Annotated in this window: 18 protein-coding genes; 12 read left to right on the forward strand and 6 right to left on the reverse strand. The window is 75.2% G+C overall.

All coding sequences use genetic code 11. The features are described 5' to 3' along the window. Positions 1-137 precede the first annotated feature (137 nt). The 3 genes from RM425_RS04390 (at position 138) to RM425_RS04400 (ending at position 3241) form a co-directional block, all read left to right on the forward strand. Positions 138-1103 carry a glycosyltransferase family 2 protein gene (locus tag RM425_RS04390; RefSeq protein WP_311343942.1) on the forward strand — a complete coding sequence of 322 codons (966 nt, stop codon included), beginning with the start codon at positions 138-140 and terminating at the stop codon, positions 1101-1103. Position 1104: 1 nt separating this feature from the next. After that, positions 1105-2205 (forward strand): mannose-1-phosphate guanylyltransferase, encoded by a 1101-nt coding sequence (locus tag RM425_RS04395; protein ID WP_311343943.1) that lies wholly within the window; start codon positions 1105-1107, stop codon positions 2203-2205. A 115-nt stretch (positions 2206-2320) separates the two neighbouring features. Further along, positions 2321-3241 carry a DNA-3-methyladenine glycosylase family protein gene (locus RM425_RS04400; RefSeq protein ID WP_311343944.1) on the forward strand — a complete coding sequence of 307 codons (921 nt, stop codon included), beginning with the start codon at positions 2321-2323 and terminating at the stop codon, positions 3239-3241. 15 nt (positions 3242-3256) lie between these two features. Here the strand turns inward: RM425_RS04400 and rfbA are convergent, their stop codons facing one another. From rfbA to cofD, 3 genes are read right to left on the reverse strand one after another with little or no spacing between them, the layout of a single operon-like run. Further along, a complete protein-coding gene (rfbA, locus tag RM425_RS04405; RefSeq protein ID WP_311343945.1) occupies positions 3257-4126 on the reverse strand; it encodes a glucose-1-phosphate thymidylyltransferase RfbA in 870 nt (289 codons plus the stop codon). 11 nt (positions 4127-4137) lie between these two features. Then, entirely contained in the window at positions 4138-5211 is a 1074-nt protein-coding gene (locus tag RM425_RS04410; RefSeq protein ID WP_311343946.1) for a coenzyme F420-0:L-glutamate ligase, read from the reverse strand. After that, positions 5204-6217, reverse strand: coding sequence for a 2-phospho-L-lactate transferase (gene cofD / locus RM425_RS04415; RefSeq protein WP_311343947.1), 1014 nt, complete (start codon positions 6215-6217; stop codon positions 5204-5206). The genes RM425_RS04410 and cofD overlap by 8 nt, the downstream gene beginning before the upstream one ends. Before the next feature lie 348 nt (positions 6218-6565). On the opposite strand from cofD, the gene RM425_RS04420 reads away from it, so the two are divergent. Beyond that, the gene (locus RM425_RS04420) at positions 6566-6820 is read left to right on the forward strand and encodes a WhiB family transcriptional regulator (RefSeq protein ID WP_311344033.1); all 255 of its coding nucleotides are present in this window, start codon (positions 6566-6568) and stop codon (positions 6818-6820) included. Positions 6821-7002: 182 nt separating this feature from the next. On the opposite strand, the gene RM425_RS04425 is transcribed toward RM425_RS04420, so the two are convergent. The 3 genes from RM425_RS04425 to RM425_RS04435 are packed head-to-tail and all read right to left on the reverse strand — an operon-like array spanning position 7003 to position 9253. After that, complete coding sequence (locus tag RM425_RS04425; protein WP_311343948.1) at positions 7003-7929, reverse strand: hypothetical protein; 927 nt, start codon at positions 7927-7929, stop codon at positions 7003-7005. Between the two features lie 36 nt (positions 7930-7965). Continuing rightward, complete coding sequence (locus RM425_RS04430; RefSeq protein WP_311343949.1) at positions 7966-8451, reverse strand: metallopeptidase family protein; 486 nt, start codon at positions 8449-8451, stop codon at positions 7966-7968. A 49-nt stretch (positions 8452-8500) separates the two neighbouring features. Further along, the gene (locus RM425_RS04435; protein WP_311343950.1) at positions 8501-9253 is read right to left on the reverse strand and encodes an SDR family NAD(P)-dependent oxidoreductase; all 753 of its coding nucleotides are present in this window, start codon (positions 9251-9253) and stop codon (positions 8501-8503) included. 102 nt (positions 9254-9355) lie between these two features. Between RM425_RS04435 and RM425_RS04440 the strand changes: the two genes are divergently transcribed. From RM425_RS04440 to RM425_RS04475, 8 genes are all read left to right on the forward strand, one after another. Beyond that, positions 9356-9706: a DUF3499 domain-containing protein gene (locus RM425_RS04440; RefSeq protein WP_311343951.1), complete on the forward strand. Its 351-nt coding sequence runs from the start codon at positions 9356-9358 to the stop codon at positions 9704-9706. A 90-nt stretch (positions 9707-9796) separates the two neighbouring features. Beyond that, positions 9797-11161: a phosphomannomutase/phosphoglucomutase gene (locus RM425_RS04445; protein WP_311343952.1), complete on the forward strand. Its 1365-nt coding sequence runs from the start codon at positions 9797-9799 to the stop codon at positions 11159-11161. Beyond that, positions 11158-11442, forward strand: coding sequence for a Trm112 family protein (locus RM425_RS21600; RefSeq protein WP_396137019.1), 285 nt, complete (start codon positions 11158-11160; stop codon positions 11440-11442). Before RM425_RS04445 ends, RM425_RS21600 begins: the two co-directional genes overlap by 4 nt. Then, the gene (locus RM425_RS04455; RefSeq protein WP_311343953.1) at positions 11439-12581 is read left to right on the forward strand and encodes an SIS domain-containing protein; all 1143 of its coding nucleotides are present in this window, start codon (positions 11439-11441) and stop codon (positions 12579-12581) included. The genes RM425_RS21600 and RM425_RS04455 overlap by 4 nt, the downstream gene beginning before the upstream one ends. A 69-nt stretch (positions 12582-12650) precedes the next feature. After that, positions 12651-13607 (forward strand): DUF808 domain-containing protein, encoded by a 957-nt coding sequence (locus tag RM425_RS04460; RefSeq protein ID WP_311343954.1) that lies wholly within the window; start codon positions 12651-12653, stop codon positions 13605-13607. A 19-nt stretch (positions 13608-13626) separates the two neighbouring features. After that, positions 13627-15471, forward strand: a complete 1845-nt coding sequence (locus tag RM425_RS04465) for a glycerol-3-phosphate dehydrogenase/oxidase (RefSeq protein ID WP_311343955.1) — start codon at positions 13627-13629, stop codon at positions 15469-15471. A 9-nt stretch (positions 15472-15480) separates the two neighbouring features. Next, entirely contained in the window at positions 15481-16656 is a 1176-nt protein-coding gene (manA, locus tag RM425_RS04470; protein WP_311343956.1) for a mannose-6-phosphate isomerase, class I, read from the forward strand. 88 nt (positions 16657-16744) lie between these two features. Then, positions 16745-17713 (forward strand): GmrSD restriction endonuclease domain-containing protein, encoded by a 969-nt coding sequence (locus RM425_RS04475; RefSeq protein ID WP_311343957.1) that lies wholly within the window; start codon positions 16745-16747, stop codon positions 17711-17713. Positions 17714-17825 lie beyond the last annotated feature (112 nt).

Genomic DNA, 17825 nt, shown 5'->3' on the forward strand with positions numbered 1-17825 from the left:
CCCTCGGTGGTCGTCGTGCGGGAGTCGGTCCGGGAGGCCCGCGGCTACGGTCCACTGCATACACGACCGCCCACCCTCCGGAGGGGGAGCGCGGACGGTCGCGCCTGTCCGGTTCCCCCGACCGTTACGTTCTTGGCATGCGATCCGTCCCTGCCGACCCTCCGCTGCGGGTCGTGGCGGTCACCTACTCGCCCGGCGCAGTCCTGCGTGGCTTCGTCGAGTCGATCGCGGCCGCCACGAGCCGCCCGGTGGAGATCGTCCTGGCGGACAACGGTTCGACCGACGGTGAACCGGAGCGTGCGGCTGCCGAGCACGAGAACGTCCGGATGCTCAGGACCGGGGGCAACATCGGTTACGGCGCCGCGGCGAACGCCGGTCTGGCGGGGCTGACCAGCGGCTACGCGATCGTCGCCAACCCCGACCTGCACTTCGAGCCCGGCTCGATCGACGCGCTGCTCGAGGCGGCGGAGCGCTGGCCCCGGGCGGCGACCATCGGCCCGGCCATCAAGACGCCGGACGGCGACCTCTACCCCTCGGCCCGGGACCTGCCGCGGCTGTCCACCGGTGCCGGGCACGCGCTGCTCGGCTGGGCGTGGCCGGCCAACCCGTGGACGGCGCGCTACCGCCGCGAGCGGGAGGCGCCGCGCGAGCGGCCGGCCGGCTGGCTGTCGGGCTCCTGCCTGCTCATCAACCTCGAGGCGTTCTGGTCGGTGGGCGGCTTCGACCCGGGCTACTTCATGTACTTCGAGGACGTCGACCTCGCCGAACGGCTGGGCCGGCGCGGCTGGCTGCACGTCTACGTCCCCTCCGCCGTCGTCGTCCACGAGGGCGGGCACGCGACCCAGCGCGACCCTTACCGCATGCGGCGGGTCCACCACGCCAGCGCACTGCGCTACATGTCCGGGCAGTACCCCGGCCGGTCGCACCTGCCGCTGCGCGGCGCGCTCCGGGCCGGGCTGGGTGCCCGGATGCTGCTCTCCTACGTCAGCGGCCGGGTGGCCGCCGGTGCCCGCTTCCAGCGCCGCGCCGCGGACCTCGACGTCCTCGGCGCGGGCGAGCGACGCCCGGCGACCGCGCCCGCCGACGGTCGCGAGGAGGACTGACGTGCGGCACGCGGTGATCATGGCCGGCGGTTCCGGCACCCGGCTGTGGCCGCTGTCCCGCGCCCAGCGCCCCAAGCAGCTGCTGGACGTCGTGGCCGACGAGGACGGCGGCGCGCACAGCCTGCTGGCCGAGGCCTTCGCCCGGCTCGAGGCGGTGCTGCCGGCCGACCGGATCTGGGTGTGCACCGCGGCCCGCTACGCCGAGATGGTCCGCGCGGCACTGCCCCGGCTGCGCCCCGACCGGCTGGTGCTCGAACCGACGGCCCGGGACACCGCCAACGCCGTCGGGCTGACCGCCGCGCTGGTCGCCGACGTCGACCCGGACGCGGAGCTCGCCGTCGTCAGCGCCGACCACGTCATCCGGCCGGTCGAGCGGTTCGTGACGGCGCTGACGACCGCCTACGACCTCCTCGGTGTGCGGCCGACCGCGCTGGTGACCCTCGGGGTCACGCCGACCTCGCCCGCGACCGGGTTCGGCTACGTGCAGAAGGGGGCGCCGACGGAGGTGCCCGGCGCCGCCGAGGCGGCCTCCTTCCGGGAGAAGCCCGATCGCGCGACCGCCGAGGCGTACCTGGCCTCGGGGGAGTACGTCTGGAACTCCGGCATGTTCGTCTGGCGGGCGCAGACCGTGCTGGACGCCCTCGCCGACCACCTCCCGGAGTCGGCGGAGGGCCTGGCGCGCATCGTGGCCGCGCCGGCCGGACCGGAGCGGGACGCGGTCCTGGCGGAGGTCTTCCCGACGCTGCCCAAGATCAGCGTCGACTACGCCGTCCTGGAGCCGGCGGCCGCCGAGCCGAGGCGGGTCGCCGTCGTCGACCTCGACGTCGAGTGGCTCGACATCGGATCGTGGCCGGCGCTGGCGAACACCCTGGAGACCGACGACGACGGCAACGCCGGGCGGGGCCTGCGGGTGCTGCTGGACAGCTCCGGCAACGTCGTCCTCTCCGACGACCCGGACCACCTGGTGACGCTGCTCGGTGTCCGCGACTGCGTCGTGGTGCACACGGCGGACGTGACCATGGTCTGCCCGGTGGGCGACGCCGAACGGGTCAAGCAGCTGCTCGCGGAGGTCGAGTCCCGGCACGGCGACCGGTTCAGCTGAACCGGACCCCGCTCGTCCCGGGTACCGTCGTGCCCCGCTGACCCACCCCGAGGCGAGCACGCCACCTCGTACCCCGGAGCGCGCCCTGAGCACCACCACGCCGGCCCGTACGCCGGTGACCGCCCCTGCCTTCGAGTCGGCCTTCCGGCCGGACTGGCCGCTCGACGTCCGGCGCACGCTGGGGGTGCATCTGCGCGGGGCGGGTGACCCCACCCTGCGGTTCGAGGCCGACGGGACGTGGCGGGGGACCACCACGCCGGAGGGCGCGGCCACCGTCCGGATCACCGTGGGAGCCGGCGAGGTGCGCATCGCCGCCTGGGGGCCGGGTGCGGAGTGGGCCGGCCGGCGGGTACCCGCGTGGCTCGGTGCGGAGGACGACGCGGCCGCGCTGGACTGCGGCGGGCACCCCCTGCTCTCCCGGCTGCAGCGCACGACGCCGTGGCTGCGGCTGGGGCGCACCGAGCGGACGTGGGACGCCCTGGTGCCCGCCGTCCTGGAGCAGAAGGTCACCACGATCGAGGCGCACCGCGTGTGGCGGGCGCTGCTGCGGCTGGCGGGGGAGCCGGCGCCCGGGCCCGCGCCGGAGGGCATGCGGGTGCCGCCGTCGCCCCGCCGGCTGCTCGACGTGACCGATTGGGAGTGGCACCGCTGCGGCCTGGACGGCGCCCGCCGCCGGGCGCTGCGGGCCGTCACGACGGTCGCCGCCCGCATGGAGCCGCCCGAGGCGGTCGATCCGGCGGACCTGCGGCGCCGGCTGACGACGGTCCCCGGCATCGGCCGGTGGACCGCGGCCGAGGTCGTGCAGCGGGTCTTCGGCTGTCCGGACACCGTCAGCTACGGGGACTTCCACCTGAAGAACCAGGTCGGTTTCGCGCTGACCGGCGCCGTCCGCACCGACGACGACACGATGATGGCGCTGCTCGCGCCGTGGACGGGGCAGCGGCACCGGGTGGTGCGGCTACTGCTGGTCAACGGGATGGCGCGGGCGCCGCGGTTCGGGCCCCGCAACGCCCCGACCGACCACCGCCGGATCTAGCCGGCCCGGCCGCCGTCAGTGCGGCTGGGCGAGCAGGCCGAGCAGGTAGTCGCCGTAGCCGCTCTTGCCCAGCGGCCCGGCCGCGCGCAGCAGGCCCTCGTCGTCCAGCCAGCCGTTGCGCCAGGCGACCTCCTCGATGCATCCGATCTTGAGGCCCTGTCGTTCCTCGACCACCGAGACGAACTCCGTGGCCTGGCGCAGGGAGGCGAACGTGCCGGTGTCCAGCCAGGCGGTGCCGCGGTCCAGCACGGTGACGGTGAGCCGGTCCTCGCGCAGGTAGTGCTCGTTCACCGCGGTGATCTCCAGCTCGCCGCGGGCGCTGGGCGTGATGCCCCGCGCCACCTCGACGACGTCGCCCGCGTAGAAGTACAGCCCGGGGACGGCGTAGGAGCTCTTGGGGGCGGCCGGCTTCTCCTCGATGGAGAGCACCCGGCCGTCGGGGTCGAACTCCACGACGCCGTACTCCTGCGGGTTGGCGACGTGGTAGGCGAACACGTGGCCACCGGCCGGCTCCGGCAGCCGTGCCAGGGCGGTGCCCAGGCCGGCGCCGTAGAAGATGTTGTCGCCCAGCACGAGCGCGGCCGCCTCGCCGTCGAGGAACTCCGCGCCGATCAGGAAGGCCTGCGCCAGGCCCTCGGGCCGCGGCTGGACCGCGTACTCGATGCGCATGCCCAGCCGGCTGCCGTCCCCCAGCAGCGCGCGGAACGCGCCGGAGTCACCGGCGGTGGTGATGATCAGCACCTCGCGGACGCCGGCCATCATCAGCGTCGAGAGCGGGTAGTAGATCATCGGCTTGTCGTAGACCGGCATGAGCTGTTTGCTCACTGCCTGGGTGATGGGGAAGAGCCGACTCCCCGTGCCCCCGGCCAGGATGATCCCGCGCATGAGCAGGCACGTTACCGACCGGAGCCGCCCCCGGTGGGCCGGACGCCCAGCCACAGCCTCCCGATGAGTGAGGTGCCACCCGCCGTGGCGGCCGGCTCCCAGCGGGTGGCCCAGCCCTCCGCGTGCAGCTGCACGATCGCCGCACCCAGCAGCGCCCCGAGGTTGACCGCGGTCGTGGTGGTCACGGCGTCGCTCAGGTGGACGTCGACGACGCCGTCGCCCTCCCCGCCGTAGCGCAGCACCACGGGGAACTCCGGCAGCGCGGCGCTGGCGGTGCGGAGGGCGGCCGTCACCGCGTCGAGCTCACCGGCGCGCGGCACCAGGTCGGGGGCGGGGGAGCGGGTGCCGACCACGTCCCGGGAGCCGTAGGGGAACAGGTCGTCGCCGGGCAGTCGCACCAGCGGCCGGGTGCCCTCGTCGGGGTCGGGCGGAACCGCCGGGAGACCGCGGACCACCGCGACCGGCACGCCGTCGAGCTTGCCCTTGACCAGGTCGGCGGCGGACGCGAGCTCGTCCACCAGGGCGATCCGGGTCGTCTCCAGCCGGTTGCCGTGGGCGTCGACGGCACCCCGGTGGTCCACGAGCGCCGCGATCCCGGCCGAGCCGACGGCGACGTCGGTCAGCCCCTCGCGCCAGGTGCGGCCGAAGGTGTCGCTCACCACCACGGCGACGTCGACGCCGAGCAGGTCCGCGAGCCGGGCCCGCAGGGCGCGTGCCGAGGCGTCGGAGTCCTCCGGGAGCAGGACCAGCGAGCCCTGGTCGACGTTGGACGCGTCGATGCCCGCCGCGGCCACCACCCAGCCGTGCGGGGTCTGCACGATCTTCAGCGGTCCGCGCCGGGCCACGACCCGCACGGTCTGGCCGTCGATGGCGGACTGCCGCGCGGCCTCGCGGTCGGCACCGGGCTCGACCCGGACCAGCGCCCCCTCGACCTTGGAGACCACCTTCGAGGTCACGACCACGACGTCGCCGGCGGCCAGCCACGGGGCGCGCCCGGCGATCGCGGCGGCGAGGTCGTCGCCCGGCGCGAACTCCGGCAGCCCCGCGACGGGCAGGATCGAGACCCCCCGCGGAACGTCAGGCATCCGGCCGCCCGGCAGGGTCCCGCCGCGAGCTTGCGAGCGGTGGGGGGCCGGGGGGTCCTTCTACGGCTGCGTCCAGGGCGGCGCGGGCCAGCGCCGTCGTCGCCTCGGGGGAGGACATGAGCAGCGGGACCTGCCGGACGTCCACGGCGGGGACGTCGGCCCCGTCGCCGGGGTGCACCAGCCACGCATCGAGCAGCCCGCCGTCCGAGCGGGCGCCGTAGTGCCGGCCCACCCCCTCGGCGCTGACCTCGATGCCGAGCACGGGCAGGCAACGGTCGGCCATCCCGCGCACGACCGCGCCGCCGACGACGGGTGAGACGCCGGCGATGCGCCCCGGCGTGGCCAGGAGCGCCTCACGCATGCCGGGGACGCCCAGGATCGTCCCGATGGAGACCACCGGGTTCGACGGCGCGAGCAGGACGGCGTCGGCGCCGGCGAACGCCTCGGCCACTCCCGGGCCGGGGCGCGCCGCGTCCACACCGACCTGCACGAAGGCCGACGCCGCCAACTCCGCCCGGTGCCGCACCCACCACTCCTGGAAGTGGATGGCTCGCGGACGGTCGTTCTGCGGGTCGGTCACGACGACGTGGGTCTCGACCCGCTGGTCGCTCATCGGCAGCACCGTGACGCCGGGCTGCCAGCGGTCGGCCAGCGCCGCGGTGACGGCCGACAGGGGGTAGCCGGCGTCGAGCATGCGGGTGCGGATGAGGTGCGTGGCCAGGTCGCGGTCACCGAGGCCGAACCAGTCGGGGTCCGCGCCGTAGGAGGCCAGCTCCTCCTTGACCGTCCAGCTCTCGCCCGTCCGGCCCCACCCGCGGTCCTCGTCGATGCCCCCGCCGAGGGTGTAGACGACGGTGTCGAGGTCCGGGCAGATGCGCAGCCCGTGCAGGGTCACGTCGTCGCCGGTGTTCACCACCGCGGTGATCTCCGCCTCGGGCGCGGCCGCCCGCACCCCCCTCAGGAATCGAGCCCCTCCGGTCCCACCAGCCAGCACCACGATCTGCACGAAACACATCGTGCCCGATAGGCAGTTGTGCACTGTTCCACGGGCGTGTCGGGGTAGCAGACGAGATGTGACGAAGGGCCCGTGACGGATGGGGCTGGTGTGGCGTGTCGCTTACACCGGGCAAAGTTGACGGGCGAGCAACGACACGCGTGTAATTCCGTCGACGTCATCGAGTGCTGAGCGGGTCGGGAACGTCTCGACAGCCGCGCACCGGGACGAGAGCGAGAGGGGAGCATCGTCATGGCCGAGGTCTCGTGGTTGAGCGATTACGTCAACGGGAGCGACCGGACGACCGACCGGTTCGGCGCGGGCGCCGGACAGGGCCTGGCTGCCCCCTCCGGTACCGGGATCAGCGGGCTGCTGGGCATCGGCCTGGAGTCCGAGGCGCAGTCCTGGCAGGAGCGCGCGCTGTGCGCCGAGACGGACCCGGAGGCGTTCTTCCCCGAGAAGGGCGGCTCCACCCGTGAGGCGAAGAAGATCTGCACCGGCTGCGAGGTCAAGGCCGAGTGCCTCGAGTACGCGCTCTCCAACGACGAGCGCTTCGGCATCTGGGGCGGTCTCTCCGAGCGCGAGCGCCGTCGACTGCGCCGCCGCGCCGTCTGACGAAGGACCCCCTCCTCCCCAGCCCTCGCACGCTCGGCCCGGGCCCCGGGAGGGGGCCGTTCCAGCACGTCACCTGCAGCCGTCGACGATCCCCGTCGGCGGCTGCGGTGTCGTCCGGGGCAGGCGCACCCGGGTCGCCGTCGGTCGTGAGCCGGTGACCGCCCGGCGCTCGTAGCCGCGGCTCAGGCGTCCGGGCGCAGGACGCTCGGCGTCCCGTCGGTCCGCGTGGTGGTGCGCTGGTCCTCCCAGCGCAGCTCGCCCTCGGCGGTCCGCCATCCGGCCCGCTCCTCGCCGGTGGCCTCGACGGTGGCCGACAGGTCGTAGCTCCGCCCGGTCCACTCCACCGGGGCTCCCGGGGAGCGGAGGTAGGTCGGGAACCGGCCGGACACGGAGAGCTGGTCACCGTCGCGGACGACGCGCAGGTCGGGGCCGGCCAGCTCGGCGTACTCGGTGCGCCCGGTCCGGCAGCCCGGAGCGCCGGCCTCGGGCGGAGCGGACGTGGCCAGGCAGTTGACGGTGGGCAGCCGCAGGCGCGCGACGGCGCCCCCCGCGTCGTCGGCGGAGAGCTCCAGCTCCGGGTAGGCGGCGGTGATGCCGACGGCGTGTTCCTCGAGGACGACGCCGCCGAAGGCCAGCCGGGCGGCGATCTCGTCCCGGCCACCGGAGGGCGAGGCGGGCGTGGCAGCGGAGCTGCCGCCCGTCGTGGCGTCGGGTGACGGCTGCGGCGATCGGGCGGACGCCGCGAGGGCGGCCGCGACGCCGACCAGCAGCAGGGCGACGACCGCGAGGCCGGCGAGCACCGTGCCGGGTCGGGAGCCCGGCGGCGGGGGTGGGTCGGTCCGGGTTCCGGCGGGGACCACGGGCAGCGGACCGAGCGGGGCCCAGGTGTCGTCGCGGTCGTCGTCGGCCGGGACGTCCCGGGTGCCCGGCGGGGAGGCCAGGAAGTCGGCGAGGTCGTCCCGGGGCGGAACGGCCGGCCGGGGCGGCGCCGTCGGGGTGGACGGCGAGCGGAGCCGGAGCACGGCCGCGCCGGTCGCGAGGACGAGCAGGATCCCCAGCACCGCGCCGAGCGCGATCCAGGGCCCGGCGGCCGCGGCGGGAACGTCCATCGCGCCCAGCATCGCAGGACGGCCGGGGGGAGCCGCTCAGCCGGTGGGGTCGATCTCCTCGGGGTCGCGGCCCAGCAGCACGGCCACCTGGTCGACCACCACGTCGCGCACCAGGTCGGCGAGGTCGTCCCGGTCACCGGCCCGCAGCTCCAGTGGCCGCCGGTAGACGATGATCCGCGGCGGCACCTCGCGGTCGTCCTCGCGGTGGGCGGGCAGGACGCGGGCGAGCGGCACGCTGGCGTCGTCCAGCACGTCGGCGTCGAGCACCACGTCGTCGGGGCTGGTGTGGTCCACCCACGGCACGTCCTCGACGGCGAACTCCACACCGGCGAGCTCGCGCTCCCACCGGCGCTCGAGCTCCTCGACCGCATCCAGCACCAGGTCGTCGAACTGCTCGGCGCGGCTGCGCGCCAGGGGCACCTCGGCCGGCACCAGGCGGCCGCGCAGGCCCCGGCCGTGGCGGTCGCGGCGGGAGCGGGCGGGACGGCGCGAGAGGGGAGGGCGGCGGGCGGGGTCGGTCATGACGGCGGGAAGCCTACGGCGCCGAGCGGGCGCCGGTGCGGCGACGCGGTCACCGCGGCATCCGCCGCCAGACGGCGCGGGGGAGCAGCCGCAGGAGGAAGAAGACCGGCCGCAGCACGGCCGGGACCCACACCTCGCCCCGGCGTCCCCGCAGCCCCGCGACGACGGCATCGGCCACCTGGTCCGGCGTGCTGGAGAACGGGGCCGGTGACATGCCCTCGGTCATCCGGCCGATGACGAAGCCGGGGCGGACGAGCAGCAGCCGCACCCCGGAGCCGGCCAGCGCGTCGGCCAGCCCGCTGGCGAACCCGTCGAGCCCTGCCTTGGCCGAGCCGTAGACGTAGTTGGCCCGCCGCACCCGCACCCCGGCCACCGAGGAGAAGACGACGACCGTGCCGCGACCGGCCGCCCGCAGCCGGTCGGCCAGCAGGGTGAGCACGTGCACCTGGGCGGTGTAGTCGGTGTGGACGACGGCGACCGCGGCGGCCGGGTCGCGCTCGGCGAGGGCCTGGTCGCCCAGCACGCCGAAGGCCACGACCACCGTCGCCGGGACGCCGAAGCGCTCCTCGACCTCGGCGAGGACGGCCGCGTGACCTGCGAGGTCGTCGGCGTCGAAGGCGACCCGGCCGACGGTCGTGGCGCCCGCGCGGCGCAGCTGGGACTCCTGCGCGTCCAGGTCGGCGGCCCGCCGTGCGGCCAGCACGAACGTGTCGCAGCCGAGTACGGCGAGCCGGACGGCGACGGCCACGCCGATCTCGCTGCGCCCGCCCAGGACGAGGACCGGACCTGTGTCGATGCCCACGGGGTCATCGTGCAGGATGGGACCACCGCGTCCGACATCCCGGTGTGCCTGCTGCGGCGGGCCCGCAGGCGGGTTTACTGTGCCTTGCGTGAGGAACCGGTGGTGAGGCAGTCACGTCGCTGCTCGCGCAGCGGCTGCGCGCAACCGGCAGCGGCGACTCTGACCTATGTGTACGCGGAGTCGATGGCCGTTGTCGGGCCGTTGGCGACCTTCTCGGAGCCGCACAGCTACGACCTCTGCGAGTTCCACGCCGAGCGGCTGACCGTGCCCCGCGGCTGGGAGGTCGTCCGGCACGAGATCGATCTCGAGGACGTCGGGCCGACCGGTGACGACCTGCTCGCGCTGGCCGACGCCGTCCGCGAGGCCGCCCGGCCCGAGCCGGCGCGCGACCCGGCCGACGACGGCCGCGGCACCCGGCGCGGTCACCTGCGCGTCCTGCCCGACCTCCCCTGAGCAGCGCCGTCCGCGGCGGTGCGGGTGGCGCCGGACCCGGACGGGTGGCCGTCCGAGCGGACCACCGGGCGCGCCGATAGGGTCGCGGACGTGGACGACCTCTCATCGATCATCAAGGCCTACGACGTCCGGGGCGTGGTCCCCGACCAGTGGGACGAGGTCGTGGCGCGGTCCATCGGCGCCGCCTTCGCCGAGTTCGTCCACGCCGACAGCGGCGCCACGTCGGTGGTCACCGCGCACGACATGCGGGACTCCTCGGTGCCCCTCTCGCGGGCCTTCGCCGAGGGTGTGATCAGCCGAGGGCTCGACGTCGTCGAGGCCGGGCTCGGCTCGACCGACATGCTGTACTTCGCCTCCGGGTCGCTGGGCATCCCGGGCGCCATGTTCACGGCCAGCCACAACCCGGCCAGGTACAACGGCATCAAGATGTGCCGCGCGGGCGCGGCGCCGATCGGGCAGGACTCCGGGCTGGCCGACATCCGCGCGTCCGCCGAGCGGGACGGCTACGACCGCGAGCCCGACCGGGTGGGCGCGGTGTCCCAGCGCGACGTGCTCGCCGAGTACGCCGCCCATCTGCGCGGGCTGGTCGACCTGTCGGGCATGCGGCCGCTCAAGGTCGTGGTGGACGCCGGCAACGGCATGGGCGGGCACACCGTGCCGGTGGTCCTGGCCGGCCTCCCCCTGGACGTCGTGCCGATGTACTTCGAGCTGGACGGCTCCTTCCCCAACCACGAGGCCAACCCGCTGGACCCGGCGAACCTCGTCGACCTGCAGGCCGCCGTCCGCGAGCACGGCGCCGACATCGGGCTGGCCTTCGACGGCGACGCCGACCGGGTCTTCGTCATCGACGAGCGCGGCGAGCCGGTGAGCCCCTCGGCGGTCACCGCGCTGGTCGCGGTCCGCGAGCTGGCCAAGGGCCGCGGGACGACGATCATCCACAACCTGATCACCTCGAAGGCCGTGCCCGAGATCGTGCGCGAGCACGGGGGCGAGCCGGTGCGCACGCGGGTCGGCCACTCGTTCATCAAGGCCGAGATGGCCCGCACCGACGCCGTCTTCGGCGGCGAGCACTCGGCGCACTACTACTTCCGCGACTTCTGGCGGGCCGACACCGGGATGCTGGCGGCCATGCACGTGCTCGCCGCGCTCGGCGAGCAGTCCGGCACGTTGTCCGAGCTGACCGCGGCCTACTCGCGCTACGCGGCCTCCGGGGAGATCAACTCCACGGTGGACGACGCGCCGGCGCGGATGGCCGACGTGCGTGCGGCGTTCGCCGACAGGGAGGGCGCGCGGATCGACGAGCTGGACGGGCTCACCGTCGAGCTGTCCGACGGCGCATGGTTCAACCTGCGGGCGAGCAACACCGAGCCGCTGCTGCGGCTGAACGTGGAAGCGCCGGACGAGGCGCGGATGACCGAAGTTCGGGATCAGGTACTGGAGATGGTGCGAGCATGACGAGCGACACGACGACCGGTGGACCGCTGGGGCTGGACCCCGAGCTGCTGTCCATCCTGGCCTGCCCCGACACCCACCACAGCCCGCTGACCGTCGACGAGGCGGCCGGCGAGCTGCTGTGCACCACCTGCGACCGGGTCTTCCCCGTGCGCGACGGCATCCCCGTGCTGCTCCTGGACGAGGCGCGTCGCCGGGGTGGCGGGGCGGGCCAGGGTGGCGGGGCGGGCCAGGGCGGCGGGGCGGGCCAGGGTGGCGGGGCGGGCCGAGAACACGGCGCATGATCCCGCCCGAGCTCGCCGAGGAGGTCCTCGACGACCTCGACGTCATGCGGGCCCGTGATCCGCGGAGCCTGCTCCCGGCGGTCGCGGGTGCCGGCGCGCAGGTGCGGGAGACCGCGCGCCTGACCCGGGAGACCGGGCTGGCGCGGATCACCGACGGGGGGCGGCCCCGGGGGCTGGTCATCGTCGCCCGCCGCGAGGGCGCCGTCGCCGCCTCGGTGCTGCGGGCGCTCCTCGGGCCGGCCAGCCCGGTGACCGTCGACGTCCTGCCGGGGCCGGCGCTGCCGGCGTGGACCGGGCCGAGTGACGTCGTCGTGGTCGCGACCCGCACCGGAGCCGGCGCGTACGCCGTCGGCCCGGCGTACGAGGCCGCCCGCCGCGGCATCTCGCTGCTGGGGATCGGGGGGGAGGACGCGCCGCTGCGCGCGGCCTGCTCGGTCGCCCGTGCGCCGTACGTGGCCCTGCCGGGCTCCCGGGTGCAGCACACGACCCTGTGGTCGCTGCTGACGCCGATGCTCCTGCTCGCCTCCGACCTCGGTCTGCTGCCCGGCGACGTGGCCAATCCGGAGGCGATCGCGGCAGCGCTCGACGCGACGGCGCAGGAGTGCGGTCCGGCACGGGAGACGGTCGTCAACCCGGCGAAGACCCTCGCGCTGGAGCTGCTCGACTCGCTGCCCGTCATCGCCGCGGAGGGGCCGCTCGCCGGAGCGGCGGGGACCCGCATCGCCGACCAGCTGGCCACGCTCGCCGGCCTGCCCGCGACCGACTTCCGGCTGCCCGACCAGCGGGTCGCGGCCTGCGCCGTCCTCGGTGGCCCGCTGGCGCCGCACGACGCCGACGACTTCTTCCGCGACCGGGCCGACGACGCCGGCCGGCGGCTCCGGCTGCTGACCATCCGGGACGCCCTCGCCGGTGGGCACGACGGCGCGGGGGAGCGGGAGCCCCGGTCGGCCGGCGAGGCGATGGAGGAGGTGCTGCGCACCGCCGCGCGGCACAACGTCCCGGTCAGCGGCCTCGCCGAGCAGGGGGAGGCCGCGTCCTCGGGCCGGTTGCCGCGCCTGGCCCGGCAGCTCGCCGTCGCCGATTTCACCGCCGTCTACCTGGGTCTGGCACTGGACACCGAGCGGGGTGGCCGCCCGTGAGCGGGTCCGGCGCGTCAGCGTCGGCATCATGGGTAGAGCACGCGTGCTGACCGACGGAAAGGACTTCCCGTGGCGGGTGGACTCGTAGCCCTGCTGGACGACGTCGCGGTGCTGGCGCGAGCCGCCGCCGCGTCGATCGACGACATCGGGGCCGCCGCCGGACGGGCGAGCATCAAGGCCGCCGGCGTCGTCGTCGACGACACCGCGGTGACCCCGCAGTACGTGCACGGGCTCAACGCCGACCGCGAGCTGCCGATCATCCGGAAGATCGCGCTGGGGTCGCTGCGCAACAAGCTGCTGATCATCCTGCCGGCGATCCTGCTGCTCAGCGAGTTCCTGCCGTTCCTGCTGACACCGATCCTCATGATCGGCGGCGCCTACCTCTGCTACGAGGGCGCGGAGAAGATCTGGCATCGGTTCAGCGGCCACGCCGAGGAGCACGCGACGGTCGAGGACGCGCTGCCGGACGAGAAGACGATCGTCTCCGGGGCCGTCCGCACCGACTTCATCCTGTCGGCCGAGATCATGGTCATCTCGCTCAACGAGGTGGCCAGCGAGGGCTTCGTGTCCCGGGCGGCCATCCTGATCGTCGTCGCCCTCGGCATCACCGTGCTCGTCTACGGCGTCGTCGGCCTGATCGTGAAGATGGACGACGTCGGGCTGAGCCTGGCGCAGCGGTCGGGCAAGCGGGTGGCCGCCGTCGGCCGGGCGCTGGTCAGGGGCATGCCCAAGCTGCTGAGCGCGCTGACCGTGATCGGCACCGTCGCGATGCTGTGGGTCGGCGGCCACATCATCCTGCTCGGCACCGACGAGCTGGGCTTCCACCCGCTCTACGAGTTCGTGCACCACGTCGAGGAGGCCGCGCACGACGCCACCGGCGCGCTGGGCGGGGTCGTGGGCTGGATCGTCAACACGATCGGCAGCGCGATCCTCGGCCTCGTCGTCGGCGCGCTGGTCGTCGTCGTGATGACCCTCACGGTGCATCGGCGTACAGCGCACGCCGGGAGCGACACCGCGTCGCACTGAGCGGGGGACAGTAGGAGCCATGCATTCGGGGACGACCGACCGCACGCTGCTCTCACCGGCCCGTCGGCGCGCGGACCGCGCCAGGCTGCCCGACGAGGTCGTCGACGTGCTGGTGATCGGCGGCGGGGTCACCGGAGCCGGCGCCGCGCTGGATGCGGCCAGCCGTGGCCTCACGGTGGCGCTGCTGGAGGCGCGCGACTTCGCGGCGGGCACCTCCAGCCGCTCGAGCAAGCTCATCCACGGCGGGTTGCGCTACCTCGAGCAGCTCGCCTTCCCCCTGGTGCACGAGGCGCTGCACGAGCGCGCCCGGCTGGTGCAGACGATCGCGCCGCACCTGGTGCAGCCGCTGCCCTTCCTGCTGCCGCTGACCTCGCCGGTGTGGCAGCGCGCCTACTTCGGCGCCGGTGTCGCGCTCTACGACGTGCTGGGGGCGGCCTTCACCCGCGACCGGCCGATACCCCGGCACCGGCACCTCTCCCGCACCGCGACCCTGGAGGCGTTCCCGGGGCTGCGCCGCGACGCCGTGCGCGGCGCCATCCGCTACTGGGACGCGCAGGTCGACGACGCGCGGCACACCCTGGCCGTCGTCCGCACCGCCGCCGGGTACGGCGCCCGGGTCCTCTCCAGCGCCCGCGTCACCGGCCTGCTGCGGGACGGCGAGGGGCCGGACGCGGCCGTCGTGGGAGTGCACGCCGCCGACCTCACCGACGGCTCGTCGTTCACCGTGCGGGCGCGCAGTGTCGTGGCAGCCACGGGTGTCTGGAGCGACGACATCGGCACCATGCTCGGGGACGCCGCGCCGGACCTCCGGGTGCGCGCCTCCAAGGGCGTGCACCTGGTCGTGCCGCGGTCGGCCATCGACGGGGGCTCGCTGGCCGCGGCGGGCGGGACCCAGGACGGGCTGATCCTGCGCACCCCGACCAGCGTGCTGTTCGTGATCCCGTGGGGCGAGCAGTGGATCGTCGGCACCACCGACACGCCGTGGAAGCTCGACCGCGACCACCCGGCGGCCAGCAGCGCCGACATCGGCTACCTGCTCGACCAGGTCAACCGGGTGCTCGTGCGACCGGTCAACGCCGACCAGATCCTCGGCGTCTACGCCGGCCTGCGGCCGCTGCTCGCCGGGGAGTCCGACGAGACCAGCCGGCTGTCCCGCGAGCACGCCGTCGTCACCCCGGTGCCGGGCCTGGTCCTGGTGGCGGGCGGCAAGTACACGACCTACCGGGTCATGGCCGAGGACGCCGTCGACGCGGCCGCGGCCGGGCTGCCCGGCGTGCCGGCGTCCCGCACGGCGCACCTGCCGCTGGTCGGCGCGCACCGCTGGAGCGAGGTGCGCGACCGCGCCGGGGCGCTGGCGGCCGGCGCCGGGCTCCCCGAGGCGGCGGTCGAGCGGCTGCTGCACCGGCACGGCGACCGCACGCCGGACCTGCTGGCCCTCGCCGCGGACGACGCGGAGCTGGCGCAGCCGCTGCCCGGCGCTCCGGACTACCTCGCCGCGGAGGTCGTGCACGCGGTCACCGCCGAGGGCGCGCTGCACCTCGACGACGTGCTGACCCGGCGCACGCGGATCTCCATCGAGACGGCGCACAGGGGCGTGGACACCGCGCCCCGGGTCGCCGCGCTCATGGCCCGGGAACTCGGCTGGGACGAGGAACGCACCGCCCGCGAGGTCGCGCACTACACCGCACGGGTGGAGGCGGAACGGGAGTCGCAGCGGATGCCCGACGACCGGACCGCCGATGCGGCGCGGCTCGGCGCCGCCGACGTGCGCGCCGGCGTGACCTCACCTCGACGGGGGAAGGCCGCCCACGAGGGAGACCTCGCCGTTCCGGCGGGAGGTCCGGGCGCCGGACCGGGGCGTTAGCCTGAGCCGATGTGGCAGCTTCAGAACGCGGTGCGTCACTACCCATGGGGCTCGCACACCGTCATCCCTGAGCTGATCGGGGACCCCTCGCCCGCCGACCGCCCCCACGCGGAGCTGTGGATGGGCGCCCACCCCGACGAGCCCAGCGTCCGGTCCGACGGCGTGCCGCTGGACAAGGCCATCGCCACCGAACCGGTGCTCATGCTGGGCCCCGAGGTCCTCGACCGGTTCGGCGTGCGGCTGCCGTACCTCATGAAGGTGCTCGCCGCCGAGAAGCCGGTGTCGCTGCAGGCGCACCCCACCACCGAGCAGGCCGAGGCCGGGTTCGCCGCCGAGGAGGCGGCCGGGGTGCCGCGGGACGACCCGACGCGCACCTTCCGGGACCCGTTCCACAAGCCCGAGATGCTCGTGGCGCTGACACCTGTCGAGGCCCTCTGCGGCTTCCGCCCGGTGGAGGAGTCCCTGCACTGCCTGGCCAAGCTGCAGGTCCCCGAGCTCAAACCGACCATCGCCGCGCTGGCCCGCGGGGGCCTGCGGTCGGCCATCCCGCAGCTGCTGGCGCTGCTGCCCGAGCAGCGCGACGTGCTGGTCGGCGAGGTCGCCCGGGCGGCGGGCGGGTTCGTGGCGGCGCACGACCCGGAGTTCATCAACACCTACCGCTGGGCGGCCGCGCTGGCCGAGACCTACCCCGGCGATCCCGGCGTGGTCATCTCGCTGCTGTGCAACCACCTCCGCCTCGCGCCGGGTGAGGCGGTGTTCCTGCCGGCGGGGAACCTGCACGCCTACCTGTCCGGCGCCGGCGTCGAGGTCATGGCCAGCTCCGACAACGTGCTCCGGGGCGGGCTGACCGGCAAGCACGTGGACCTCGCGGCGCTGATCGAGGTGCTCGACTTCACCGACGGGCGCGTTCCGGTGCTGCACCCGGTGCTCGGTGCCGGAGGCCTGCGCTACCCGGTCCCGGTCGAGGAGTTCGACCTCACCCACTGCCGGCTCGGCGACCAGGTGGGCGTGCTCACCACCCGTGGGCCGCAGCTGCTGCTGTGCACCGAGGGCACCGCCGTGCTAGCCACGGCTGCGGAGGAGCTGACCCTGCCCCAGGGCGCCTCGGCGTTCGTGCCGGCGGGCACCCCGGTCTCCGCCCGCGGACCCGCCGTCCTCTACCGGGTCACCACCAACCTCTCCTGAGGGCCGGCCGCGACCTGCGTGTCGCGGCCGGCGTCGAGGCGGGCAGCGGCCTACGTTCCGGGCGCTGTCGTCTGCCTGGGGGAATGCCGTGTCCGCTCGTCCCGCCCGCACCGGGCGCCTCGCGCGCGGGGTGCCTGCCGCGCTGCTGGCGGCCGTCCTGCTGGGCGGCTGCGACGCCACGACGTCGCCGGGGGCCGGGCCGTCCGCGGACGACCCGGTCGACGAGGCCGGCGCCGCCACCGACCCACCCGGCGACGGCTCGGCACAGGACCCGGCCTCGGCCCTCGCGGCGCTGGCCGAGCTCGAGGTCAAGGGCCGTGCCCCGCGGACCGGGTACGACCGGGACCTGTTCGGCGCCGGGTGGGTGGACACCGACCGCAACGGCTGCGACACGCGCAACGACGTGCTCGCCCGCGACCTGACCGCCGAGACGTTCAAGCCGGGGACCCGTGACTGCGTCGTCCTCACCGGCACGCTGGCCGATCCCTACTCGGGGGCCACCATCGCCTTCCAGCGCGGTCAGGACACGAGCGACGACGTGCAGATCGACCACGTGGTCGCCCTGTCGGACGCCTGGCAGAAGGGCGCCCAGCAGTGGGACGACGACCGGCGCGAGCAGTTCGCCAACGATCCGCTCAACCTGCTCGCCGTCGACGGGCCGCTCAACATGCAGAAGGGTGACGGGGACGCCGCCACCTGGCTGCCGCCCGCGAGGTCGTTCCGCTGCGCCTACGTCGCCCGGCAGGTCGCGGTGAAGATCCGGTACGGGGCGTGGGTCACCGCGGCGGAGAAGGACGCCATGGCCACCGTGCTCGGCTCCTGCCCGGACGAGCCGCTGCCCGGGGGAGTGGCAGCCGGCCCGCATCAGCCGGCGCGGGCACCCGAGCCCGAGCCCGAGCCCGAGCCCGAGCCCGAATCGGCCGTCGCGGCGCCCCCGGCGGCCTACGCCTCGTGCGCGGAGGTGGCGGCCGCGGGAGCGGCGCCGATCCGGGTGGGGGACCCCGGCTGGGCGTCGCGGTTCGACCGCGACGGGGACGGCGTCGGCTGCGAGTCCTGACCTTCGGCCCCGTCCTGAGGCTCGCCCCGAGCGTGCGAGGGGTGAGGAGGACGGGGTCCTTCGTCTATCCTGGACGACGGCACGAGCCCCGCCGAAGCCTCGGCATGCTCGC

Origin of the sequence: Blastococcus goldschmidtiae (assembly GCF_031845325.1) — a bacterium.
GTDB lineage: Bacteria > Actinomycetota > Actinomycetes > Mycobacteriales > Geodermatophilaceae > Blastococcus > Blastococcus goldschmidtiae.